This is a genomic window from Sphingomonas sp. SphC10 (genome assembly GCF_057004845.1).
Map to the genome: position 1 here is coordinate 2921904 of NZ_CM168044.1, position 21610 is coordinate 2943513.

24 protein-coding genes are annotated in these 21610 nt (G+C 66.2%); 9 read left to right on the forward strand and 15 right to left on the reverse strand.

Translation table 11 applies throughout. From position 1 onward, the window contains the following. Positions 1 to 9 precede the first annotated feature (9 nt). Complete coding sequence (locus tag ACWKSV_RS13360; protein WP_237243487.1) at positions 10 to 1509, forward strand: glycoside hydrolase; 1500 nt, start codon at positions 10 to 12, stop codon at positions 1507 to 1509. A 162-nt stretch (positions 1510 to 1671) separates the two neighbouring features. On the opposite strand, the gene ACWKSV_RS13365 is transcribed toward ACWKSV_RS13360, so the two are convergent. From ACWKSV_RS13365 to ACWKSV_RS13415, 11 genes are all read right to left on the reverse strand, one after another. After that, positions 1672 to 2160: an MmcB family DNA repair protein gene (locus tag ACWKSV_RS13365; protein WP_076710376.1), complete on the reverse strand. Its 489-nt coding sequence runs from the start codon at positions 2158 to 2160 to the stop codon at positions 1672 to 1674. A 61-nt stretch (positions 2161 to 2221) separates the two neighbouring features. Continuing rightward, entirely contained in the window at positions 2222 to 2875 is a 654-nt protein-coding gene (locus ACWKSV_RS13370; RefSeq protein WP_056438860.1) for a cell wall hydrolase, read from the reverse strand. Positions 2876 to 3030: 155 nt separating this feature from the next. Further along, positions 3031 to 3372, reverse strand: a complete 342-nt coding sequence (locus ACWKSV_RS13375) for a DUF1491 family protein (RefSeq protein WP_076714317.1) — start codon at positions 3370 to 3372, stop codon at positions 3031 to 3033. A 5-nt stretch (positions 3373 to 3377) separates the two neighbouring features. Then, the gene (locus tag ACWKSV_RS13380) at positions 3378 to 3836 is read right to left on the reverse strand and encodes a PaaI family thioesterase (protein WP_076714319.1); all 459 of its coding nucleotides are present in this window, start codon (positions 3834 to 3836) and stop codon (positions 3378 to 3380) included. Further along, the gene (gene ptsN, locus ACWKSV_RS13385) at positions 3820 to 4290 is read right to left on the reverse strand and encodes a PTS IIA-like nitrogen regulatory protein PtsN (protein WP_056438851.1); all 471 of its coding nucleotides are present in this window, start codon (positions 4288 to 4290) and stop codon (positions 3820 to 3822) included. The genes ACWKSV_RS13380 and ptsN overlap by 17 nt, the downstream gene beginning before the upstream one ends. A gap of 64 nt (positions 4291 to 4354) precedes the next feature. Further along, positions 4355 to 4945, reverse strand: coding sequence for a ribosome hibernation-promoting factor, HPF/YfiA family (gene hpf, locus ACWKSV_RS13390; protein ID WP_056438849.1), 591 nt, complete (start codon positions 4943 to 4945; stop codon positions 4355 to 4357). Positions 4946 to 5000: 55 nt separating this feature from the next. After that, positions 5001 to 5696: a DNA polymerase III subunit epsilon gene (gene dnaQ / locus ACWKSV_RS13395; protein ID WP_076714321.1), complete on the reverse strand. Its 696-nt coding sequence runs from the start codon at positions 5694 to 5696 to the stop codon at positions 5001 to 5003. Positions 5697 to 5703: 7 nt separating this feature from the next. Continuing rightward, on the reverse strand, positions 5704 to 6297 hold the full coding sequence (gene coaE / locus ACWKSV_RS13400; protein ID WP_076714323.1) for a dephospho-CoA kinase: 594 nt from the start codon (positions 6295 to 6297) through the stop codon (positions 5704 to 5706). Next, a complete protein-coding gene (gene aroE, locus ACWKSV_RS13405; RefSeq protein ID WP_191864752.1) occupies positions 6294 to 7106 on the reverse strand; it encodes a shikimate dehydrogenase in 813 nt (270 codons plus the stop codon). Before aroE ends, coaE begins: the two co-directional genes overlap by 4 nt. Next, entirely contained in the window at positions 7106 to 7693 is a 588-nt protein-coding gene (locus ACWKSV_RS13410) for a Maf family protein (RefSeq protein ID WP_076714324.1), read from the reverse strand. The genes aroE and ACWKSV_RS13410 overlap by 1 nt, the downstream gene beginning before the upstream one ends. Next, a complete protein-coding gene (locus ACWKSV_RS13415) occupies positions 7690 to 8508 on the reverse strand; it encodes a pyruvate, water dikinase regulatory protein (protein ID WP_056438836.1) in 819 nt (272 codons plus the stop codon). The genes ACWKSV_RS13410 and ACWKSV_RS13415 overlap by 4 nt, the downstream gene beginning before the upstream one ends. Before the next feature lie 372 nt (positions 8509 to 8880). On the opposite strand from ACWKSV_RS13415, the gene hemE reads away from it, so the two are divergent. The 3 genes from hemE (at position 8881) to rho (ending at position 11887) form a co-directional block, all read left to right on the forward strand. Then, on the forward strand, positions 8881 to 9846 hold the full coding sequence (hemE, locus tag ACWKSV_RS13420; RefSeq protein WP_483666924.1) for a uroporphyrinogen decarboxylase: 966 nt from the start codon (positions 8881 to 8883) through the stop codon (positions 9844 to 9846). Continuing rightward, positions 9846 to 10307 (forward strand): CopD family protein, encoded by a 462-nt coding sequence (locus tag ACWKSV_RS13425; RefSeq protein WP_076717777.1) that lies wholly within the window; start codon positions 9846 to 9848, stop codon positions 10305 to 10307. The genes hemE and ACWKSV_RS13425 overlap by 1 nt, the downstream gene beginning before the upstream one ends. 323 nt (positions 10308 to 10630) lie before the next feature. Next, the gene (gene rho / locus ACWKSV_RS13430; protein ID WP_042486922.1) at positions 10631 to 11887 is read left to right on the forward strand and encodes a transcription termination factor Rho; all 1257 of its coding nucleotides are present in this window, start codon (positions 10631 to 10633) and stop codon (positions 11885 to 11887) included. Positions 11888 to 12241: 354 nt separating this feature from the next. On the opposite strand, the gene ACWKSV_RS13435 is transcribed toward rho, so the two are convergent. After that, on the reverse strand, positions 12242 to 12733 hold the full coding sequence (locus ACWKSV_RS13435; RefSeq protein WP_056439014.1) for an outer membrane protein assembly factor BamE: 492 nt from the start codon (positions 12731 to 12733) through the stop codon (positions 12242 to 12244). Positions 12734 to 12881: 148 nt separating this feature from the next. Between ACWKSV_RS13435 and ACWKSV_RS13440 the strand changes: the two genes are divergently transcribed. Both ACWKSV_RS13440 and ACWKSV_RS13445 read left to right on the forward strand, forming a co-directional pair. Further along, a complete protein-coding gene (locus ACWKSV_RS13440; RefSeq protein WP_076714326.1) occupies positions 12882 to 13415 on the forward strand; it encodes a ubiquinol-cytochrome C chaperone family protein in 534 nt (177 codons plus the stop codon). Beyond that, positions 13412 to 13939 carry a YceD family protein gene (locus ACWKSV_RS13445; protein ID WP_076714328.1) on the forward strand — a complete coding sequence of 176 codons (528 nt, stop codon included), beginning with the start codon at positions 13412 to 13414 and terminating at the stop codon, positions 13937 to 13939. The genes ACWKSV_RS13440 and ACWKSV_RS13445 overlap by 4 nt, the downstream gene beginning before the upstream one ends. Before the next feature lie 72 nt (positions 13940 to 14011). Here ACWKSV_RS13445 and ACWKSV_RS13450 read toward each other — a convergent pair whose 3' ends face one another. Beyond that, a complete protein-coding gene (locus tag ACWKSV_RS13450) occupies positions 14012 to 14545 on the reverse strand; it encodes a SixA phosphatase family protein (RefSeq protein ID WP_076714330.1) in 534 nt (177 codons plus the stop codon). Continuing rightward, the gene (locus tag ACWKSV_RS13455) at positions 14542 to 17277 is read right to left on the reverse strand and encodes an ATP-dependent DNA helicase (protein ID WP_076717779.1); all 2736 of its coding nucleotides are present in this window, start codon (positions 17275 to 17277) and stop codon (positions 14542 to 14544) included. The genes ACWKSV_RS13450 and ACWKSV_RS13455 overlap by 4 nt, the downstream gene beginning before the upstream one ends. A 331-nt stretch (positions 17278 to 17608) precedes the next feature. Between ACWKSV_RS13455 and ACWKSV_RS13460 the strand changes: the two genes are divergently transcribed. Further along, positions 17609 to 19183, forward strand: coding sequence for a lysine--tRNA ligase (locus ACWKSV_RS13460; RefSeq protein WP_191864751.1), 1575 nt, complete (start codon positions 17609 to 17611; stop codon positions 19181 to 19183). Positions 19184 to 19290: 107 nt separating this feature from the next. Here the strand turns inward: ACWKSV_RS13460 and ACWKSV_RS13465 are convergent, their stop codons facing one another. Continuing rightward, on the reverse strand, positions 19291 to 19992 hold the full coding sequence (locus ACWKSV_RS13465; protein ID WP_076714334.1) for a dienelactone hydrolase family protein: 702 nt from the start codon (positions 19990 to 19992) through the stop codon (positions 19291 to 19293). A 70-nt stretch (positions 19993 to 20062) separates the two neighbouring features. Here ACWKSV_RS13465 and ACWKSV_RS13470 point away from each other — a divergent pair, with 70 nt between their 5' ends. Both ACWKSV_RS13470 and mnmE read left to right on the forward strand, forming a co-directional pair. Then, the gene (locus ACWKSV_RS13470; RefSeq protein ID WP_042486898.1) at positions 20063 to 20287 is read left to right on the forward strand and encodes a DUF6489 family protein; all 225 of its coding nucleotides are present in this window, start codon (positions 20063 to 20065) and stop codon (positions 20285 to 20287) included. A gap of 8 nt (positions 20288 to 20295) precedes the next feature. Then, positions 20296 to 21582, forward strand: a complete 1287-nt coding sequence (mnmE, locus tag ACWKSV_RS13475; protein WP_076714336.1) for a tRNA uridine-5-carboxymethylaminomethyl(34) synthesis GTPase MnmE — start codon at positions 20296 to 20298, stop codon at positions 21580 to 21582. Positions 21583 to 21610 lie beyond the last annotated feature (28 nt).

The following is a 21610-nucleotide window of genomic DNA, read 5'->3' on the forward strand; positions in this document are numbered from 1 at the left end:
GACGCCAGGGTGAAGAACGGGACGATCCTTCGCAAAAGCCGTCTGGCGGCCGCCGCGCTGGCGCTGATCTCGGGTCCGGGGGCGGCCCAGGCGGCGCAGGGACAGGCAGCCCCGCCGCCCGCCGACCGTCCGGTGCCCGTGACCCTGCGCCCCGCGATCGACCGCCCGTCGACGGTGTTCGAGGGCTGGGGCACCGCGCTCGCTTGGTTCGCGCATGTCACCGGCGGCTGGCCCGAGGCGGAGCGGACACGGCTGGCGGATTTGTTCTACGGGCCGCAAGGCCTCGGCTGGACGATCGCGCGCTATAATATCGGCGGCGGCAATGCGGCGGACACGCCCCCCTATATGAAGGTCGGGCGCGCGGTGCCGGGCTTCTGGCGACAACCGGCGGGGATGACGGGCAAGGACTGGTGGCGCGCCGACGATCCCGCCATGTGGGACTGGGGGCAGGACGCCAACCAGCGCTGGTGGCTCGACGCCATCACCGCGCGGGTGAAGCGGCCGATCTTCGAGGCCTTCTCCAACTCGCCGCCCTGGTTCATGACGGTCAGTGGCCGGGTATCGGGCGCGGAAAAGGGGACGGACGACAATCTTCGCCCCGGTCAGGAAGCCGCCTTCGCCACCTATCTGGTCCGCGTCACCGACGAATTGCAGCGGCGGCACCATCTGACCTTCCGCACCCTGTCGCCGGTCAACGAGCCCAACACCAATTACTGGTTCGCCGCCAATACCCAGGAAGGCGCGCATTGGAGCCCCGCCCGCCAGGCGCAGATGATCGACGCGACCGCCGCCGCGTTGAAGGCCAAGCGGCTGTCCACCGTCATCGCCGCCCCCGACGAAACCGCCTCGCATCTGTTCGTACAGGACTGGGCCGCCTATCCGCCCGCCACCCGCGCCGCGATCGGGCAGCTGAACGTCCACAGCTATGGCACGGTCCACCAGACCGCCGTGCGCGACATCGCCCGCGCCTCGGGCATCAAGATGTGGATGAGCGAGAACGACACGCCGCTGTCGGGCGATCCCGAGGACCTGACCGGCATGGCGACGCCGCTGGCCTTTGCCGAGCATGTCGTCGCCGATCTCAAGCGGCTGGAGCCCGCCGCCTGGGTCTTCTGGCAGGCGGTCGAGGATCTCAGCACCCGCAAGGGCGAGAAGGGATCGAACTGGGGCATCGTCAAGGCCGACCTGATGGGCGCGGCGGACCAGCCCCATGCGATCCATGTGACGGGCAAATATTGGGCGATGGCGCAGTTCAGCCGCTATATCCGGCCGGGCGACCGGCTGGTGCCGGTGGACGATATGGATACGGTCGGCGCGCTGTCACCCGACGGACGGCGGCTGGTGCTGGTCCATGTCAATCCAGGCCTGTCGCCAAGGCCGCTGAGCGTCGCGGTGCCGGGGCGGTGGCAGCGGCGGATGATCGTAACCGACGCTGTGCATAAGTCCGTGGATATCGCGGGGGATATCGCGCCGCCGCGCTCGGTGGTGACGTTGATATTGACGCGGTGAAGGTGGAGCGTGGCCTTCGACTTCGCTCAGGCTGAACGGCTGTTTGTATCGGCCCCCTCCCCCCAACCTCCGTTCCGCCTGAGCGTAGTCGAAGGCCACGGGAAACCCTCTCCACACTGAACCGCTAGGTTGCGGGTCCGAGTCCTGCCGGGCCCACCAATCTCACATCCCCGCATCCGGATCGGTCAACCCGATCATCCGCCGCCCTGCCCTGCGCGCGAAATTCAGCGTCGCCTTTTTCCGCACATGCGCGGGCAGCGGCACGCTATGCGCCTCGCGCACGATCGCGGCATCGTAACGATCGGCAACGATGATCCCCGTCCGCTCGGGCAGGAACGCCGCGCTTTCCAGCGGCGACCAGTCGAACCCGGCGGGCACCGCCCAGTAGAAGCGGTCGCAATGCGCCAGATAATCGGGCCATTTGCCGTCGCCCAGCATGTCGGCGCGCGACACCTTGATCTCGACGACGACGACATTCCCCCGCGCGTCGAGCGCCATCAGGTCGGCGCGGCGGCCGCCCTCCAGCGGGACTTCGGGAATGGTGATCAGGTCGTGGCGGAGCAGCATCCGGGTCACGCCCCGCGCGACATCGGCGGCGCAGAGCGGAGACAGCGGATCGTCGACGCACGAAGCGGGCGGCATGTCCAACATGCCACCCGCTTAGAACATTTGACGAACAAATGCAAAAGCCCCTGGAACGGGGCCTTGAATATCAACGATAGAAGATGTGGTTGCCGATCGCGGCGACCTTCTGCACCCGCACGCCCGGACGGTTGCCGGGGGTGTTGAAGTACAGCGCCTTGCCCGCGGTGCTGTCCCATGCCTGGGCCAGCGCGACCTTGGCGACGGCGACGGCGGTGCGATAGGCGGTGTGCGACGGGCTGACCGACGGAATTTCACCACGGCGCACGAAGCTGAACTGGCCGCGCTGCTTGATGACGTCGCACACGCCGGTGGGGAAACGACCCGACTTGGTGCGGTTCAGGATGACCTGCGCCACGGCGAGCTGGCCTGCGAGCGGTTCGCCGCGACCTTCGAAATAGATGGCACCGGCCAGACAGCGGAGCTCTTCGCTCGACGCAATCTCGTCCTGATCGGCCACGGCGTCGGCCAGCGAGTCATAGTCGCCGTCCTCATCGCCTTCAGAAACCTGGGAAAAATCGGGGAGCGCGGACATGGTGGCCCGGGCGCTTTGGGGAACCATCGCGACATCGGCGACGTTGATCCCGGAAACAGTCATCGCACTGACTGGAGTGGCAGCAACACCGGCAACGTTGGTCGCGAGGCTGGGGGTGCTGGTGGCGAGAAGACCCGCCAGAGATAGAGCCATGGCAGCGGACGCCGCGACTCGCTTGAAAACGGTCATTCACTCAAACAGACATGCGGTTGGATCACGGACCCGAGCATTGCCCAAAGGCGCTCGTCCGGGCTTCCCCCCGACTGCGTAACCCACCGGATCGCACCCGATAAGCACAACGCGAAATTACGATGGGGGGCTCGTGGCCGATCCGGCCGCGTTCGTCAATGTTGCAGGATCGTTTCAGCGGTGAAGCGTTCCGCCGCAGCGCCATCCAGTTCCAGGACCCACAGGTCCGGATCGCGCGCCCGGCGGCGGCGCCAATAGCTTAAAATATCGTTTGCAGGCGTCGATTCGATCAGCGCGGTCTTGCCATCGGGGCCGATACCCCGTTCCAGCACCCGCTCGCGCCGGTGCGACGTGACGGGGTCGGTATCGATGACGATCACCAACATGCCCCCGGCCTGCGGATCGCCCTTGGCCAGCACCATGCCCATACCGCCGCTGTCGTTCATCCGGCGCAACAGGGCGGTGACCAGCATTCCGCTCGGCAGACGGCCGTCCATCGCGCTCAGGCCGTCCGATAGCCGGGCAGGCCCGCCAGCGCGATCTGCGAGCGCATGAAGGTGCCGGTGCCGCGCGCGACCTCTTCGCCGCTGGCATCGATCAGCCGGGCATCGGCGACGAACACCCGTCGCCGCCCGCTGACCCAGCGGCCCTCGGCCACGACCTCCCCCGCCTTGATCGGACGGGTCAGCAACAGGTTGAACTGCGTGGTCAGCAAGAAGCGGTCGGTGACCAGGCTGTTGCAGGCATAGAAAGCCGCATCGTCGAGCATCTTGAAATAGCTCGTACCATGCGCTGCGCCGGCCGCGTGATAATGCCGCTCGTCCACCCGAAAGCGGATGCGCGCGACGCCCGGCTCGGTAATCTCCAGCGTGGAGTCGAACAGGCGATTGATCGGGGCTTCGGCATAGAGCGTCTCGAGCGCCCGAAAATGCGCGGCCTCGCCCTCAGGCCGCGGCGTCACGCGCCTCGTCCTGGGTGAGCAGCGCCCAGATCGCATCGGGCGACCCCGCCCCGCGCAGCTTGGCGACGAAGCCCTTGTCGCGCAGCCGCCGCGAAATCCGGGCCAGCGCCTTCAGATGCGCGGATCCCGCATCGGCGGGCGAGAACATCGCAAAGACCAGATCGACCGGCATGTCGTCGACCGCCTGGAAATCGACCGGCTGTGCCAGGCGCGCAAAGACACCGACGATCTGGGTCAGTCCGGGCAGCTTGCCGTGCGGGATGGCGACGCCCCCGCCGAAACCGGTCGACCCCAGCTTCTCGCGTTCGAGCAGCACATCGGCCAGCAGCTTGGCATCCTGCCCCGCAGGCCCGGCGGCAGCCGCCGCCAGCGCCTGGAACAGGGTCTTCTTGTTGGCGGCGCTGACGCCCGCCAGCACCGTATCGTGGCGCAACAGATCGCTGAAGTCGTTCATGGTCTTTCCGGTGCGCCCCCGCGCGGCCCGCCTAATAACGGGCCACGCGGAAGAACGATAGAGCTTATCCGGCCGTGCCGCCGCGTTGCGGCTCGACCCAGCCGATGGTTCCGTCACCACGGCGATAGACCATGTTATACGATCCCGTGCCCGAATTCTTGAACAACAGGGCCGCAGTATTGCGCAGATCGAGCATCATGACCGCATCGGAGACACTGGCGTCGGGGATATCGACGCGGGTTTCGGCGATGATCAGGGGTGCATCGCCCGCCTCGTCCTCATCCACCTGTTCGGCAAAGAGGGTGTAGCCCGCATCATAGGCCCCGGCCTCGGCCAGTTCGATCGCCTGCCCCGCATTGCGGTCCTTCAGGCGGCGCGAATAACGGCGCAGCTGCTTTTCAATCTTGGTCGCGGCGCCGTCAAAGGCGAGGTGCGCGTCCTGGGCTTCGTGACGGCCTTTGAGCACCAGGCCGCGGGTGACGTGCATCACGATATCGCATTTGAAGCCGACGTCATGCGGCCCCTTGCCGAACGTCACCTCGGACGAGATGGCGCGGGCGAAATATTTCTCGGCGATACCCTGAAGCCGGTCCGTCACATGGGTCCGCAGCGCGTCGCCCGTTTCGACCTGATGACCAGAAATCCGGATATCCATCGTCTTCTCCTTGATGCACTCTGATGGGACGGTCCTTTTGGCCTGTCCCGTGGCGTCAACCGGACGCCTCGGCCCCCCAAACCGGATCGGTTATGCCCTTTAGAAACGCCGCATGGGCGGCAAGTTCCGCCTCGCTCGGTCGGAAGATGCGCGGCGGGCGGACTTTTGCGGGCGCGCGGGCGACGATCACCGGCCCGGTATCCGCGCTCGCCTCGGCGAGCAGGCCCAGGCCGATCTGCCGCCCGCCCATCAACTCGACATAGACCTGCGCCAGCAGCTGCGCGTCGAGCAGCGCGCCGTGCAGCACACGGTGCGAGCGGTCGATGCCATAGCGCGAGCAGAGCGCGTCGAGCGTATGCTTGGCGCCGGGATGCTTGCTGCGCGCGATCGCCAGCGTGTCGACCATCCGCGTCTTCTCGCAGACCGGCGGGAAGCCCAGCACGCCCAGCTCGCCATTGATGAAGCCGAAGTCGAAGGTCGCGTTGTGCGCGATCAGCGGCGCGTCGCCGATGAAGTCCAGAAACTCGGCCACCCCGGCCGAAAAGACCGGCTTGTCCTTCAGGAACGCGTCGGACAATCCGTGGACCGCCTGCGCCTCGGCAGGCATCGACCGTTCGGGATTGAAATAGGCGTGATAGGTGCGCCCGGTCTCGACCCGGTTGACCAGTTCGACACAGCCGATTTCGACCAGCCGGTCGCCTTCCGAAAATTTGAACCCTGTCGTTTCGGTGTCGAAAACGATCTCTCTCATGACCCGACTATCGGCCTTCGGATGCGGTGATGCAAGCGATCAAAGACCGCACTTTTTCGCGGGTTTCGGCCAATGGAATGTCGGTCGCGACGACATGATCGGCGCGCGCGCGTTTATCCCCATCGGGCCATTGACGCTTCAAAATGGCGTCGAATTTGGCCCGGGTCATTCCCGGCCTTGCCAACACCCGCGCCTCCTGGATTTCGGGTTTTGCCGAAACCACCAACACCTTATCCACAACCTTGTCACCGCCGGTTTCGAACAGCAGCGGCACGTCGACCACCACCAGCGGAGCCCCGGCATGTGCCGCCAGAAAGGCCGCGCGTTCGGCCTGCACCGCTGGGTGCACGATCGCCTCGAGTCGGCGCATCGCCGAATCATCGCCCAGCACCGCCTGCCCCAGCGCGGCACGATTCACGCCATCGGGTCCGGTGGTACCGGGAAAGGCCGACTCAATCGTTGCGACCAATGTTCCACCTGGCCCTTGCAAGCGGTGGACACAGGCATCGGCGTCGAACACCGGCACCCCTTCGTCGCGAAACATCTGCGCGACGGTCGACTTGCCCATGCCGATCGAGCCGGTCAGCCCCAAAACGATCATCGCAGCAGGATCTCGCGCAGCTCGCCGTCCCGGTCGCGCGGCGGGGCCGCGCCGAAGAACCGCTCGAACGCCACCGCCGCCTGTCCGATCAGCATCTCCAGCCCGTCGATCGTCGCCAGCCCCCTCGCCCGCGCCGCCGCCAGCAGCGCGGTTTCGAGCGGCGCATAGACGATGTCATAGACGACCGCGTCCCCCGGCAGGGCGGACAGGTCGAGGTCGAGCGGCGGCTGGCCGGTCATGCCCAGGCTGGTCGCGTTGACGACCAGGGCACTGGGCGGCACGGCGTCACCGATCGGCAGCGCCTGCCCCTCCAGTCCGAAGGACGACAACAGCGCCGCCCCCTTTTCCACATTGCGGTTGAACAGCGTCACCGCCCCGACGCCGATCCCCGCCAGGGCATAAAGCACCGCCCGCCCGGCCCCCCCTGCCCCGATCACCGTCACCGGCTTGCCCGCCAGATCAAAGGCTTTGAGCGGCGCGGCAAAACCCGCCGCATCGGTGTTGGTGCCAACCAAAGCGCCGTCCGCATCGCGAAACGCCGTGTTGGTCGCCCCGATCGCGGTGCGTATATCCTCACGATCCTCGACATGCTCCAGCGCGGCGATCTTGTGCGGCACGGTGATGTTGCAGCCGCGCCAGTCCGGATCGGCCTTCCGCTCGGCGAAATAGGCGGGCAGCGCGTCCGGCGTGACATGGGTGGCGCGATACGCCGCCTCGATCCCCAGCGCCTTTAGCCAGAAACCGTGGATTTTCGGGGATTTGCTATGAGCAATCGGGTCGCCGATCACCTCCGCATAAGGAAGGGCCATCAGGCGGGCGTCCAGCCGCGTTCGCGCAAATAGCCCAGCACAGGAAGCAGCGGCATACCGAGAATGGTGAAATGGCTGCCCTCGATCCGCGAGAAGAGCTGCACTCCCGGCCCCTCGATCCGGAAACAGCCGACGCAGCCCGAAATGGCGGGCCATTCCTGATCCAGATAGCGGTCGATGAACGCGGGTGACAGCGGCCGGACATGGAGCTTGGCGCGCTCGACATGTCGCCAGACCGGACGGCCATGCTCGGCGATGACGGCGGCGCTCCACAGCTCGTGGCTCCCGCTGCTCATCCGCGCCAGATGCTCGGCCGCCTCCTCGCGGCTCTCCGGCTTGTCGAGCAGCGTGCCGTCGGCGAGCGCGACGATGGAATCGGACCCCAGCACCGGCACCGGCCCGGCATTGGCGGAGACCTTTACCGCCTTCATCTCGGCCAGCGCATCGGACAGGTCGCGTGGGGAAGCCCCGGCCATCGCCGCCTTGACCCCGGCTTCGTCCACCCGCGCAGGCAACGCTTCATAGGCCACGCCCGCCGCGTCGAGCATCGCCCGGCGCGAGGCGCTTTGCGAGGCGAGGATGATCATGCGTCGGACTTTCTCTGGTTCACGAGGGAGATGATCGCCGCCGCCGTTTCCTCGATCGAGCGGCGGGTGACGTCGATCACCGGCCAGTCATTGTCGGCGAACATCCGCCTGGCGAAGGTGAGTTCGCGATTGACCGCCTCCTGCTCGACATAATCGGTGTCGGGCGCTTGGTTGAGCGAGAGCAGCCGGTTGCGCCGGATCGCGATCAGCCGATCCGCACTGGTGGTCAGGCCCACGACCAGCGGCTTTTTCAGCGTGAACAGGAAGGGGGGCGGGGGGCTTTCGACGACGATCGGAATGTTTGCGGTCTTGTAGCCGCGATTGGCGAGATAGATGGAGGTCGGCGTCTTGGACGAACGGCTGACACCCGCCAGCACGATATCGGCCTCCTCCCATTCCTCCCAGGCGATGCCGTCGTCATGCGCGATGGTGAACTGGATCGCATCGACGCGCGCGAAATAGGCGGCGTCGAGCACATGCTGGCGGCCGGGGCGCATCTTGGCCTGTACGCCCAGCAAGCCCGACAGCGCGGCATTGACCGGATCGAGCGGCGCGACCGTCGGCAGGCCCAGCGCGTGGCAGCGGCTTTCCAGCACGCGCCGCGTCGTCGGGTTGACCAGCGTGTAGATCACCAGCCCCGGATTCTGTGCGATCTCCTGCAGGATGCGCTCCAAGTGACTCTCGGTGCGCACCATCGGCCAGAAGTGCCGGACGGTTTCCACATCGTCATATTGGGCAAGCGCCGCCTTCGCGATGTTCTCCAGCGTTTCGCCGGTGGAATCGGACAGGAGGTGCAGGTGGAGCCGCGTCTTCATGACCGACCTAATGACTCTGTGGATAACATGGGAAGAATCGGTAGCGTAACTTCGCCGACCGGCCAAGCGGCGGACCGGCGGTGGATAACGACCGATTCGTCCACAATGAATCTCACAGGTCCGATTCTTTTCCACAGCCTGTGAGTTACGGGGGTCATGAATCCGAATCCCGTTGAATCGGCGATTCCCCATGAGTCAACGTGTTGGCATATCGGGGAGAGCCGCATAATCCCGACAACCAACGTGCCAACCACTTCAACAATCCATTCTTAGAATCTTCTTTAATAGAAGAAGGGGGGTCTCCTGACCGACGTTGCGATTCAAAAGCCCCTGCTCGCCGTGCTGAACGGAGAGCGGCAGGCGACACCGCCGATGTGGCTCATGCGACAGGCCGGACGCTATCTGCCGGAGTATCGCGCGCTGCGGGCGGAGAAGGGGGGCTTCCTGGCTTTGGCCACCGATCCGACGGCGGCGGCCGAGGTGACGGTGCAACCGATCCGGCGCTTCGGATTCGACGGCGCGATCCTGTTCTCCGACATCCTGATGGTCCCCTGGGCGCTGGGCCAGGACCTCAGCTTCGGGGCAGGGGAGGGGCCACGTCTGGCGCCTGCGCTGGTCGATCATGCGCTGAATGCCCTGGAGCGCGTCCCTGAGCGGCTCGATCCGGTCTATGCCACCGTAGCGGGGGTCAAGGCGCAATTGCCTCCACAGACCAGCTTCCTGGGCTTTGCGGGCTCTCCCTGGACGGTCGCAACCTATATGGTGGCGGGGCAGGGGTCCAAGGACCAGGGCGAGACGCGGCGTTTCGCCTATGCCGACCCGGCGGGGTTCGGGGCGATCGTCGATGCGATCGTGACCATGACCATCGATTATCTGGCGGGACAGGTCGAAAACGGGGTCGAGGCGGTGCAGCTGTTCGACAGCTGGGCAGGCTCGCTGTCCCCCGCGCAGTTCGAACGCTGGGTGATCGCGCCCAATGCCGCGATCGTCGAGGGTTTCCGGGTGCGCTGTCCCGGCGTGCCGGTGATCGGCTTCCCCAAGGGGGCCGGGGGCAAGCTGCCCGCTTATGCGCGGGAGACCGGTGTGGACGCGGTCGGGCTGGACGAGACGGTCGATCCGGTCTGGGCCGATACCTATCTGCCCAAGGGTTTGCCGGTGCAGGGCAATCTCGATCCCCTGGCGCTGATCGCCGGGGGCGAGGCGCTGGACGGGGCGGTGGATCATATCCTGGCGGCCTTCACCGAACGGCCGCATATCTTCAACCTGGGCCATGGCATCCTGCCCGACACGCCGATCGCGCATGTCGAGCGGCTGATCGCCCGCGTACGGAGCGCATGATGACCGGACTGTTGGGGGCCGCCTATGAATGGGTGAAGGCGGCGCATATCATCTTCGTGATCTTCTGGATGGCCGGGTTGTTCATGATGCCGCGCTATCTGGTCTATCATCAGGAGGCGCTGGTCGCGAGCGACGCCACCGACGCCGCGCGCTGGGTCGAGCGCGAGGGCAAGCTGCGCAAGATCATCCTGACCCCGGCGATGATCGTGGTCTGGGTGCTGGGCCTGCTGCTGGCGGGCTCGCTGGGGCTGTTCTCGGGGGTGCCGGGGCTGGGATGGCTCCATGCCAAGCTGTTCTTCGTGCTGCTGCTCAGCGGCTATCATGGCTGGATGGTCGGTTATTCCAAGAAGTTGGCGCGGGGTCAGATGAAGCTGAGCGGCAAGCAGCTGCGGATGATCAACGAGGTGCCTGCGCTCGCCGCGACGATCATCGTCGTGCTGGTGGTGATCAAGCCGTTCTGAACTCCTCTCCCCCTTCTGCTCCCCTCCCGCAGGCGGGAGGGGTTGGGGGAGGGCAAGGTGTCTCACAGAGCCCATCGCCTGCGGCTTACCCTCCCCCCGCCCCTCCCGCCTGCGGGAGGGGAGTAAGAAGAGGAGACCTCTCGTTTACGGGAGGGGCGTGAGTCTCACTTCGGGCGCACCCTTTCCCCATTGACTTGGGGCACCCCCAATCCTAACTCCTCCCCCGTACGGCGCGGTCCTCGCGTCGGGTACGCTTCCTTATCGACAGCCTCGTTTCGCCGCGATCCTCGCCGACCGACGCCCTCCGACCATCCGGACCGATCATGCATCTGAAAGACCTCAAGAAGAAAACCCCCGCCGACCTCGTGCAGCTGGCCGAGGAATTGGGGGTCGAAAGCGCGTCCACGCTGCGCAAGCAGGACCTGCTGTTCGCCATCCTGAAGGAGCAGGCGGAGAAGGGCGACCAGATCATGGGCCTGGGCACGATCGAGGTGCTGCCCGACGGTTTCGGCTTCCTGCGCTCGCCCGAAGCCAATTACCTCGCCGGCCCGGACGACATCTATGTCTCGCCCAACCAGGTGCGTAAGCACGGCCTGCGCACCGGCGATACGGTGGAAGGCGAGATCCGCGCGCCCAAGGATGGCGAACGCTATTTCGCGCTGACCAAGCTGACCAGCGTCAATTTCGACGATCCAGAGGCGGTCCGCCACCGCGTCAATTTCGACAATCTGACGCCGCTCTATCCCGAGCAGAAGCTGATCCTCGACCCCGCCGACCCGACCCAGAAGGACAAGTCGGCGCGTGTCATCGATATCGTCAGCCCCCAGGGCAAGGGCCAGCGCACGCTGATCGTCGCACCGCCGCGCGTCGGTAAGACGGTGATGTTGCAGAACATCGCCAAGGCGATCACCGACAACCATCCCGAAGTCTTCCTGATCGTCCTCCTCATCGACGAGCGTCCGGAAGAAGTCACCGACATGCAGCGCTCGGTGCGTGGCGAGGTCGTCTCCTCGACCTTCGACGAACCGGCACAGCGCCACGTCCAGGTCGCCGAGATGGTGATCGAAAAGGCCAAGCGCCTGGTCGAGCACAAGAAGGATGTCGTCATCCTGCTCGACTCGATCACCCGTCTGGGTCGCGCCTACAACACCGTCGTGCCGTCGTCGGGCAAGGTGCTGACGGGCGGCGTCGATGCGAACGCGCTCCAGCGGCCCAAGCGCTTCTTCGGTGCGGCGCGCAATATCGAGGAGGGCGGTTCGCTCTCGATCATCGCCACCGCGCTGATCGACACCGGTAGCCGCATGGACGAGGTCATCTTCGAAGAGTTCAAGGGCACCGGCAACTCGGAAATCGTCCTCGACCGCAAGGTGGCGGACAAGCGCATCTTCCCGGCGATGGACGTCGGCAAGTCGGGCACCCGCAAGGAAGAGCTGCTGGTCGAGAAGGACAAGCTGTCCAAGATGTGGGTGCTGCGCCGCATCCTGATGCAGATGGGCACGATCGACTCGATGGAGTTCCTGCTCGACAAGATGAAGAATTCGAAGACCAACGAGGATTTCTTCGACTCGATGAACCAGTAAGCTTTGGGGAACCGGTAAGGCGCCAGGCGGGGCTTCGGCCCTGCCGACGCTACGGTTTGATGGGTTCGCTGGCGGCAAACAGGCCCACTTGCGAACCCATTTTCGTTTTGGGGCGTTAGCAGGCCCGATCCCACCCCCTTCGGGATCGTGCCGGTCCAAGCACGGCACGGCCGCGTCGTTGCTTAACACGCGACGCGGCCAAACGGGGTGGGGTTCGAGCCCATTCACCCCCAACTTCCGTTCAGCCTGAGCGAAGTCGAAGGCCAAGGGAATCCGTCGACGAAACGCAGAACGCGCGCTTCGACTTCGCTCGGCGCGAACGGCTGTTATCGTTGTGAAGGAAAACCCAGCCCTTTACGGCCGGGTACGCCCGCCACCCATGCCGCCGCCCTGACCGCCACCGGCGCCCGGCGCACCGACTGCGCCGATATTGCCGAACAGATCCTGGAAGAAGCCGCGCTGGCGACCCAAGGTCGGCGTGGTCTTGCCATAGGGCGAGATGTCGGCGACCTGATCGACACCGGCGCGGCGGATCGTTGCGACGTTGCCCGCCTGGTCGAAGCTGATCTGCAATGTGATCTGCGACACGGGCTTGGGCAGGGTATAGCCCAGGTTGCGGCTGTCGCGGGCGACATAATACCAGTCGCCACCGCCGAACTGGCTGGAGATGGTCGGCGTGCCCAGTGTCTGGAGCACCGACTGGCGGTTGTCGACGCCCGGCTGGATCGAGTTGACGAGATCGACATCGACCACATAACCCTGATGCGACCGCAGCGGCGTACAGGCCGACGCCGCCAGGGCCATGATCAGGCCCAGCCCGAGGGCGCGGGTGGAAGAAACGCTCATCATTATCTCCGGGCCGGACGATCGGCCGCACAGGCAGCTATACAGGCGGTCGATCCGCTCGACCGTCACCCCCTCGATATGCCAAGGGAAAGGCGCATACAAGCAATTCGCGCGCAACCGGTCGTGCGGGCAGGAAGGGGAGGGGCACATGGCCTGGGGCTGGCTCAAGCAGGGGATCGCCCGCTATTTCGGGCGGGACGCGGATGCGGCGCTGCCGCTGTACAACGCCGTCGTGCTGCGCGCGCGGGCGGAGCATTGGTATCTGGACGGCGCGGTGCCCGATACGGTCGATGGCCGGTTCGACATGATCGCGGCGGTCCTGTCGGTGGTGCTGATCCGGCTGGAGGCCGAGCCCAAGGGCGTGGAACCCGCTGCGCGGCTGACCGAGCGCTTCGTCACCGACATGGACGGGCAGCTTCGCGAACTCGGCATCGGCGACATCGTGGTCGGCAAGCATATCGGCAAGATGATGGCGATGCTGGGAGGGCGCCTGACCGCCTATCGCGAGGGGCTGACCGGGGATAAGGCGGTGATGGACGCCGCCTTGGTCCGCAATCTGTATCGCGGCGCGGCACCCGCGGATACGGATGCCGTTGCCCATGTTCGTGACGCGCTTCGCACCCTACATGAGCAATTGGCGGCTGTTTCGCTCGCTCGCCTTACCCTTGGAGACCTGCCGTGACCCCCGAATGGAGCCGCCCCGAAAAGATCGACACGATCGGTGAGCGCGAAAAGCCCGTCTCGATCGACACGACCGCGGACGAACGCCGGGCGCTGGCCGGGCGGTTCGGGCTGCTCTCGGTCGAAGCGCTGTCGGCCGATCTGGTCGTGCGGCGCGATGCGGCCGGTATCCTCGTCACCGGCACGGTGCGTGGGTCGGTGGTGCAGCCCTGTTCGGTGACGGGCGACCCGGTCCCGGCCAAGGTCGACGAACCGGTCGCCCTGCGCTTCGTCGAACCCATGGGGCACGGTGCGGACGAGGAGATCGAACTGTCCGAGGATTCGCTCGACACGATCGAGATCGAGGGCGGCACGATCGACCTGGGCGAGGCGGCGGCCGAAACCATGGCCCTGTCGCTCGATCCCTTCCCGCGCAGCCCGAACGCGGCGGCAACTCTCAAGGAAGCGGGCGTGATCAGCGAGGATGAAGCGGGGCCATTCGGCGCGCTGGCTGGACTGAAGGCGAAGCTCGAAGGGAAGGGGTAACCAATTCCTCCCCAAGCTCGCTTGGGGAGGGGGACCGCCGGGCGTCGGCCCGGTGGTGGAGGGGCAGGCGGGCTACGGCGTATCCGGCCCCAGCGTCGGGTCCAGATCGCGCGGCCGGATGAACGCCACCAGCGTCGCGCTATGCGCCCGGACCTCGGCCCAGCGATCGACCGGCAAGGTCATCTGCGCCACCGTCGCGGTCGGATATTTATCCTCCACCCGCTCGCGCAATTCGCCGGTGAGCGTGAGGTCAAGGACCAGATCCTCCAGCCCCGGATTATGCCCGACCATCAACACATGGTCCGCAGCGTCGGGCATCGCCTGGACCAGATCGAGCAGGCTGGCGGCGGAGGCCAGGTACATCGCCTTGTTCCAGACCGGCTCCAGCTTTTGGCCGTAACCGCTCCATACCTCGTCCAGCGTCTCGATGACGCGGACAGCGGGGGAGGCGAGAACATGGTCGAAGGCGAATCCCTTGGCCTTCAGATGCCGCCCGATCATCGCCGCCGCGCGCCGTCCCTTGGCATTGAGCGGACGATCGAAATCGCGGGCGACGGGATCGTCCCAGCTCGACTTGGCATGGCGAAGGAGCGTCAGCGTCTTCATCGATCCGGAAACTCCGTCGCGGCGGCTGGCAGGATTTGGCTATCCCCATGCCCTATCGGCGCGTCGGAGGAAAGCCGCCCCGCGACCCGCGCGACCGCTTCGTCGAGGGTCACGCGGGAAATCGCGACGCCCGGTGGAAAGGCGTCGAGCAGCCGCGACGGCATGGCGGCGGAGAGCAGGACGAACGCCCCGCGATCGTCGGCGCGCCGGATTAACCGACCGAACGCCTGCGCCAGCCGCGCCCGCACGATCCGGTCGTCATAGGCGCTGCCGCCGCCCGCCAATTTGCGCGCGGCGTGCAGCACGGTGGGCTTGGGCCAGGGCACACCCTCCATCACCACCAGCCGGAGGGACGAGCCGGGCACGTCCACCCCGTCGCGCAACGCATCGGTGCCGAGCAGCGACGCCGATGGATCGTCGCGAAAGATATCCACAAGCGTGCCGGTGTCGATCGGATCGACATGCTGCGCGTGCAGCGCCAGCCCGTCGCGCGCTAGCCGGTCGGCGATCCGGCCATGCACACCGCGCAACCGCCGGATCGCGGTGAACAGCCCCAGCGTCCCGCCCTTGGCCGCCGCGATCAGCCGGGAATAGGCATTGGCGAGTTGTGGAATATCACCCCGCTTCACATCGGTGACGATCAGCACTTCGGCGCGGGTCGGATAATCGAACGGGCTCTCCGCGACAAAATGGGCGGGGTCACGCGCCAGATGCGGCGCGCCCGTCCTGGCCTCCGCCACGTCCCAATTCCCTCCGGCCCGCAAGGTCGCCGAGGTGACGAGCGCGCCATGCGCAGGCTTCAGCACGATCTCGGCAAAGGGGCGGGTGGGGTCGAGCCAGTGGCGATGCAGGCCGATATCATATTCGCGCCCCTCGACCCGATCGACCGCCAGCCAGTCGACGAAATCGGGATCGACCGGCCCGCCGATCCGCGCGAGCAACGACAGCCAGGCGGCGACCGTTTCCGCGCGCCATGCGATCGAGGCGATCGCGCCTTCCACCCGCGCACGCGCTTGCCCGTCGAGCCAGTCGGGCGCTTCCTGCAACACCGCCTCCAGCCGCTGGCCCAAGGTCACGAGCGGCCGCAGCAGGGCGTCGAGCGCATGGGCGGCGGGCCCGGCGGCCTCGATCAGTGCGGGCGAGGGATCGGCCAGTTCGGTCTCCAGGCCATAACCCGCATCGCCCGGTTGCTCGGCGCGGGCAAAGGCCAGGCCGCGTACCGCCGCCAGCAATGCCTCGATCGGGCCGAAGGGCTGACCCTCCGCCAGTCGTCCCAGCCAGCCTTCGCTCGCCAGCGCGTGCGCCGCCTGCACCGCATCTCCGATCGCGCGGTTGCCGCCCTCGTCATAGCTGGCGACATCGGACAGTCGCGCGGCGAGGCCCCGGCGACGCCCCCGCGATCCGGCTTCGGGGCCAAGTATCCAGCGCCGTAGCTCGATCGTCTCGGAACCGGTCAGCGCGGTGGCGAACATCGAGTCCGCCGCGTCGAACAGGTGATGGCCCTCGTCGAAGACGTAGCGCGTTGGGCGCGTCTGCGTTTCGCGACCACGTGCGGCGTTGACCATGACCAGTGCGTGATTGGCGATGACGATGTCCGCCTGCACCGAGGCGCGCGCCGCATGCTCGATGAAGCATTTCCGGTAATGCGGGCAGCCCGCATAGACGCACTCGCCGCGCCGGTCGGTCAGCGCGGCCGAGCCGTTGCGACGGAACAAGGTGGTCAGCCAGCCGGGCAGGTCGCCCCCGACCATGTCGCCATCGGCGCTATAGGCCGCCCAGCGCGCGACCAGCTGCGCCAGCACCGCTGCGCGTCCGGCGAACCCGCCTTGCAGCGCATCCTCCAGATTGAGCAGGCACAGATAATTTTCGCGGCCCTTGCGGGTGACAACGCGTTCCTTGCGCAGCACGGCATCCGGGAAGATGCGCGCGGTCTCGCCGCTCAACTGGCGTTGCAGCGCCTTCGTATAGGTCGAAATCCACACCGCGCCGCCCGCCCGCTCGGCCCAGAGGCTGGCGGGGGCGAGATAGCCGAGCGTCTTGCCGATACCGGTTCCCGCCTCGGCCAGCACCATGTTCGGCGTGTCGCGAACGGCGCGCGGTGCGAAGGCGGCGGTGACGGCGGCGGCATAGGCGCGCTGGCCCGGGCGTTCCTCGGCCCCATCGCCGGTCAGGCGTCGCAGCCGTTCCTCCGAATCCTGCGGCGGCAGATCGATGGTGCGCGGGGCGGGACGGGGGGCGTCCTCCTCCCATTCAGGCAGCGCGCTGAACAGCCAGCGCTCGTTGCGCTCCGGCCGAGTGAGCCGTGGGCCGATCAGCGGCGCCCAGGGCCAGCGGAGCCGGGCAAGGCTTTGCGCAGCCGTCCACGCACCCTCGCGCTCAGGCCATGCGCCGTCTGGCATGGCGAGCAGCTTTTCGGTCGCGCGAAGCAGAAAGGCGGCCACGTCCGCATCGCCTTCCGGTGGCTCCAATCCACAGGCGCGGGCGAGACCGTGCGGCGTCGGGACCGCGAATTGCGCGGGGCGCAGAAAGGCGAAGAGTTCGAGGATGTCGAGCCCGGACAGTTCGGCATAGCCCAGTCGCTGGCCGATCAACGGCGCGTTGAGCAGGATGACCGGCGTTTCCGACGCCAGCCCGATCGCCTCGCCGCGTGAGACGGCACGGGTCTGTCCCCCGGTGGAAATCCACACACCGCTATGGCTGGCATGAAGGGCGGGGTGGGGGAGTGAAGTCACCAAAGTGATTTGGGGGAGTGGGAACAGGATGGCAACGGGGGATGGGAATTTGACGCGATCCATTGAGCAAATAGTTCTCGGTGACGCCCTCTCCAAACCCTTCCCGCCTGCGGGAGGGGCTTACCGGGTGAGGCGCGCTTATCCTTTCAACCAGGCACTCCCCTCCCGCAGGCGGGAGGGGATGGGGGAGGGAATGCCAAACAGTACGACCTCATCTGTTCCACGTGGAACAAACTCACCCTGTGGATAACTCTGTGCATGAGCGGCGAGCAGCCCGTGGAAATCGCAAAATACATTGTGCATCACGCCCCGGCTTGCCAGAGGCAAATCCATGACAGACGAACTCCGCTCCACCGCTCTCGAGTCCAAGGCCTGGCCCTATGAGGAGGCTCGCAAGCTCCTCAAACGCTATCCCGACGGCAAGCCGGGCGGTGCGCCGGTCCTGTTCGAAACCGGCTATGGCCCCTCGGGCCTGCCGCATATCGGCACGTTCAACGAAGTGCTGCGCACCACCATGGTCCGCAATGCCTTCCACGCGCTGTCGGATCAGAAGACCCGGCTGATCGCCTTTTCGGACGATATGGACGGCCTGCGCAAGGTGCCGGACAATGTGCCGAACCAGGAAATGCTGCTCGAGCATCTCGGCAAGCCGCTGACCCAGGTGCCCGATCCGTTCGAGAAGTTCGACAGCTTCGCTGCGCACAACAACGCGCTGCTGCGCCAGTTTCTTGACCGCTATGGCTTCGATTACGAGTTCGCCTCGTCGACGGAGTACTACACGTCCGGCCGGTTTGACGATGCGTTGCGGCTGGTGCTGAAGCATTTCCAGGGCATTCAGGACGTGATGCTCCCGACGCTGCGTGCCGAGCGCCGCGCGACCTATTCACCCGTCCTGCCGATCAGCCCCAAGTCGGGCATCGTGTTGCAGGTGCCGGTCGAGGTGATCGACGCCGAGGCAGGCCTGATTGCCTTCGAGGACGAGGGCGAGCGAATCGTCCAGTCGGCGCTGGGCGGCCTGTCCAAGCTGCAATGGAAGGTCGACTGGGCGATGCGCTGGGTCGCGCTCGGTGTGGATTACGAGATGGCGGGCAAGGACCTGATCGACTCGGTCACCCAGTCGTCGAAGATCGTGCGCGTGCTCGGCGGCCGTCCGCCCGAGGGCTTCAACTACGAGATGTTCCTTGACGAGCATGGCGAGAAGATTTCCAAGTCGAAGGGCAACGGCCTCAGCCTCGACCAGTGGCTGACCTATGGCCCGGAGGAGAGCCTGGCCTTCTTCGCCTATCGCGAGCCGAAAAAGGCCAAGCAGCTGCACATGGGCGTCATCCCGCGGGCTGTGGACGAATATTGGCAGTTCCGGGTCAACTATCCCAACCAGTCGCTCAAGGAGCAGCTGGGCAATCCGGTCCACCATATCCATGACGGCAAGCTGCCCGAGGGCGAGCTGCCGGTGACGTTCGGGCTGCTGCTCAACCTGGTCGGCGTGATGGGTGAGGCCACCAAGGAACAGGTCTGGGGCTATCTCGCCAATTACGTTCCGGAAGCGTCGGCGGAGAAATATCCCGAGCTCGACCGGCTGATCGACCACGCGCTAGCCTATGCCCGTGACTTCGTCGCGCCCACGCTCCAGCGCCGCGCGCCCGAGCCGCATGAGGCGGAAGCGCTGCGCCAGCTGGATGCGCAGTTGGCCGCATTGCCCGAGGGCGCGACCGCCGAGGACATCCAAAATATCGTCTATGAGATCGGCAAGACCGACGCCTTCCCGTCGCTGCGCGACTGGTTCAAGGCGCTGTACGAGACGCTGCTGGGCTCGGCGCAAGGGCCGCGCATGGGCAGCTTCATCGCGCTTTACGGTGTGGATAACAGCCGCAAACTGATCGCCGAGGCGCTGGCCAAGACGGCGTAAAAATACACCCTCACCCTTCCGGCGCTTCGCGCCTCCCTCCCTCTCCCAATGGGAGCGGGAAGGGACCCACCCGCAGCGCGGGTGGGAAGGGTGAGGGTGGTTCCTATTTAGCGGAGATGCTCCGCGAAGAACGCCATGGTGCGTTCATCCGCCAGCTTGGCGGACTCATCCGACCGACGCTGACCGAACTCGGTCGCGAAGCCGTGATCCTCACCGGCATAATCATACAGCGTGACCTTGGGGTGATCGTCCAGCCCCTCATGCATCCGCGCTTGCGCGTCCTTGTCGACGAAGTGATCCTCCTGCGGAATGTGGAGCAGGACCGGCTTGGCGATGGCGTGCTTCTCGCCCAGCAGGCCGTCGATGCCGACGCCATAATAGCCGGTACTGGCGTCCACATCGGTCCGCGCGGCGGTCATGAAGGCCAGTCGCCCGCCCAGGCAATAGCCGACGACGCCGACCTTGAAGTCCGCGCCATGCTCGTCGCGGATCGCCTTGATCGTCGCCTCGATATCGCGAATGCCGCCGTCCTGGTCGAACTGGCCCATCAGGTCGAGTGCCTGTTGCATCTCGTTGGGGACGTCGGGGTCCAGTTCGATGCCGGGGGCGATCTTGTGGAAAAGATCGGGGGCGACGGCCAGATAGCCCGCCTCGGCCAACGTATCGCATTTGCGGCGGATGCCCGCATTCACGCCGAAGATTTCCTGGATGACGATGATCGCGGCGGTCGGCTGACCCTCCGGCTCGGCATAATAGGCGTTGAACTGGCCTTCGCCGTGGGTGGCGGCGATGGTCTTGGTGGCAGTCATGCGGGTCTCCTGTGGTCGTCGCGACGATAACGCCTTATGCCATTCTTGGTCGCGTGATGGAGGATGGCGCATGAAAGTGAATGTGGAAATCGACTGCACGCCCGAAGAGGCGCGCCGCGCCATGGGCCTGCCCGACCTGACGCCGATCCACGAACGCTATGTCCAGATGATGCTCGACACGATGCAGTCCGGCGTGAAGCCCGAGATGATCGAGGCGATGATGCGCAACTGGGCGCCGATGGGCGAGGCAAGCATGACCATGTGGCGCCGGATGTTCGAGGGGCAGAAGGGCTGACCCTGAGCATGACCGACACGATCTTCGCCGTCTCCAGCGGACAGCCGCCCGCCGCCATCGCGGTGATCCGTGTGAGCGGCCCGGCGGCCTTCGCAGCCGCCGAGCGGCTGGGCGGACGGTTGCCCGAGGCCCGTCGCGCGAGCCTGCGGACGTTGAAGGATGGGGCGGGGGCAGTGCTGGATTCGGCGTTGCTGCTCTCCTTTCCCGGCCCGGCGACGGCGACCGGCGAGGATCTGATCGAACTGCACTGCCATGGCGGTCGCGCGGTGGTGGCAGCGGTCGAGCGGGCCTTGGCAGAACAGCCGGGCGTTCGCCGTGCCGAGCCGGGCGAGTTTACCCGTCGCGCTTTGCTGAATGGCCGGATCGATCTGGCCGAGGCGGAAGGGCTGGCCGATCTTCTGGAAGCACAGACCGAACGCCAGCGCCGCGCCGCGATCGGTGCGGTCGAAGGGCGGGTGAGCCAGGCGGTGCGCGGCTGGATGGATCGGCTGGCGATGCTGTCGGCGATGATCGAGGCGATGCTCGATTTCGCCGAAGAGGATGACGTGCCGCTCGATCAGGCGGCGGTGGCGCGGATCAAAAGCGAGATGCACGATCTGGCTATCACCATGCTGGAGGTGGTCGAGCGGCCGCCGGTCGACCGGCTTCACGACGGTATCCGCGTGGTGCTGGCCGGGCCGCCCAATAGCGGCAAGTCGACCTTGCTCAACCTGCTGGTCGAGCGCGAGGCGGCCATCGTCTCGCCGATTGCGGGCACGACCCGTGACCGGATCGAGGCGAGCGTGCTGCGGGGCGGGGTGGCCTATGTGCTGACCGATACCGCCGGACTGGCCGAAGATACCGATGACGTGATCGAGGCGATCGGCGTAACCCGCGCGCAAGAGGCGATCCTTCAGGCGGACATCCTGTTGTGGATGGCCGACACGCCTCCGCCGCGTGGCGATGCGATCTGGCTCCATTCGCGGGCGGATTTGCCGGGGCGGGAGGGGCTGCCCGAGGGGCGGCGGCTGGCCGTGCGACGTGATGAGGGGAGCAGTGTAGCCAGCGTCTGGGACGCGATTGCGGAGACCGCCACCGGACTGCTGCCGCGCGAAGATGCGATCGGATTCAAGCGGCATCAGCAGGACCAATGCCGCCGCGCCGCCAATGCGTTGATCGCCGCGCCGAGCGATGACATCCTTTTGATGGCGGAGGAATTGCGGGTGGCACGACAGGCGCTGGCGGAAGTGCTGGGCGTCAGTGCGACCGAAACGATGCTCGATGCACTGTTCGGGCGCTTTTGCCTCGGCAAGTAATTGTTCCACGTGGAACGTTAAGCATAGA

What these genes read in the sequence shown, in the direction of transcription:
- coaE (WP_076714323.1), bottom strand. Translation starts at nt 6,297, where the DNA reads ATGATCGTTTTGGGGCTGACCGGCTCGATCGGCATGGGCAAGTCGACC.
- mnmE (WP_076714336.1), top strand. Translation starts at nt 20,296, where the DNA reads ATGACCGACACGATCTTCGCCGTCTCCAGCGGACAGCCGCCCGCCGCC.
- ACWKSV_RS13415 (WP_056438836.1), bottom strand. Translation starts at nt 8,508, where the DNA reads ATGAAGACGCGGCTCCACCTGCACCTCCTGTCCGATTCCACCGGCGAA.
- ACWKSV_RS13410 (WP_076714324.1), bottom strand. Translation starts at nt 7,693, where the DNA reads ATGATCATCCTCGCCTCGCAAAGCGCCTCGCGCCGGGCGATGCTCGAC.
- ptsN (WP_056438851.1), bottom strand. Translation starts at nt 4,290, where the DNA reads ATGAACGACTTCAGCGATCTGTTGCGCCACGATACGGTGCTGGCGGGC.
- ACWKSV_RS13365 (WP_076710376.1), bottom strand. Translation starts at nt 2,160, where the DNA reads ATGTTGGACATGCCGCCCGCTTCGTGCGTCGACGATCCGCTGTCTCCG.
- dnaQ (WP_076714321.1), bottom strand. Translation starts at nt 5,696, where the DNA reads ATGAGAGAGATCGTTTTCGACACCGAAACGACAGGGTTCAAATTTTCG.
- ACWKSV_RS13465 (WP_076714334.1), bottom strand. Translation starts at nt 19,992, where the DNA reads ATGACTGCCACCAAGACCATCGCCGCCACCCACGGCGAAGGCCAGTTC.
- ACWKSV_RS13425 (WP_076717777.1), top strand. Translation starts at nt 9,846, where the DNA reads ATGACCGGACTGTTGGGGGCCGCCTATGAATGGGTGAAGGCGGCGCAT.
- ACWKSV_RS13435 (WP_056439014.1), bottom strand. Translation starts at nt 12,733, where the DNA reads ATGAGCGTTTCTTCCACCCGCGCCCTCGGGCTGGGCCTGATCATGGCC.
- hemE (WP_483666924.1), top strand. Translation starts at nt 8,881, where the DNA reads ATGTGGCTCATGCGACAGGCCGGACGCTATCTGCCGGAGTATCGCGCG.
- ACWKSV_RS13375 (WP_076714317.1), bottom strand. Translation starts at nt 3,372, where the DNA reads ATGGACGGCCGTCTGCCGAGCGGAATGCTGGTCACCGCCCTGTTGCGC.
- ACWKSV_RS13370 (WP_056438860.1), bottom strand. Translation starts at nt 2,875, where the DNA reads ATGACCGTTTTCAAGCGAGTCGCGGCGTCCGCTGCCATGGCTCTATCT.
- hpf (WP_056438849.1), bottom strand. Translation starts at nt 4,945, where the DNA reads ATGGATATCCGGATTTCTGGTCATCAGGTCGAAACGGGCGACGCGCTG.
- ACWKSV_RS13450 (WP_076714330.1), bottom strand. Translation starts at nt 14,545, where the DNA reads ATGAAGACGCTGACGCTCCTTCGCCATGCCAAGTCGAGCTGGGACGAT.
- ACWKSV_RS13440 (WP_076714326.1), top strand. Translation starts at nt 12,882, where the DNA reads ATGGCCTGGGGCTGGCTCAAGCAGGGGATCGCCCGCTATTTCGGGCGG.
- ACWKSV_RS13460 (WP_191864751.1), top strand. Translation starts at nt 17,609, where the DNA reads ATGACAGACGAACTCCGCTCCACCGCTCTCGAGTCCAAGGCCTGGCCC.
- ACWKSV_RS13470 (WP_042486898.1), top strand. Translation starts at nt 20,063, where the DNA reads ATGAAAGTGAATGTGGAAATCGACTGCACGCCCGAAGAGGCGCGCCGC.
- aroE (WP_191864752.1), bottom strand. Translation starts at nt 7,106, where the DNA reads ATGGCCCTTCCTTATGCGGAGGTGATCGGCGACCCGATTGCTCATAGC.
- rho (WP_042486922.1), top strand. Translation starts at nt 10,631, where the DNA reads ATGCATCTGAAAGACCTCAAGAAGAAAACCCCCGCCGACCTCGTGCAG.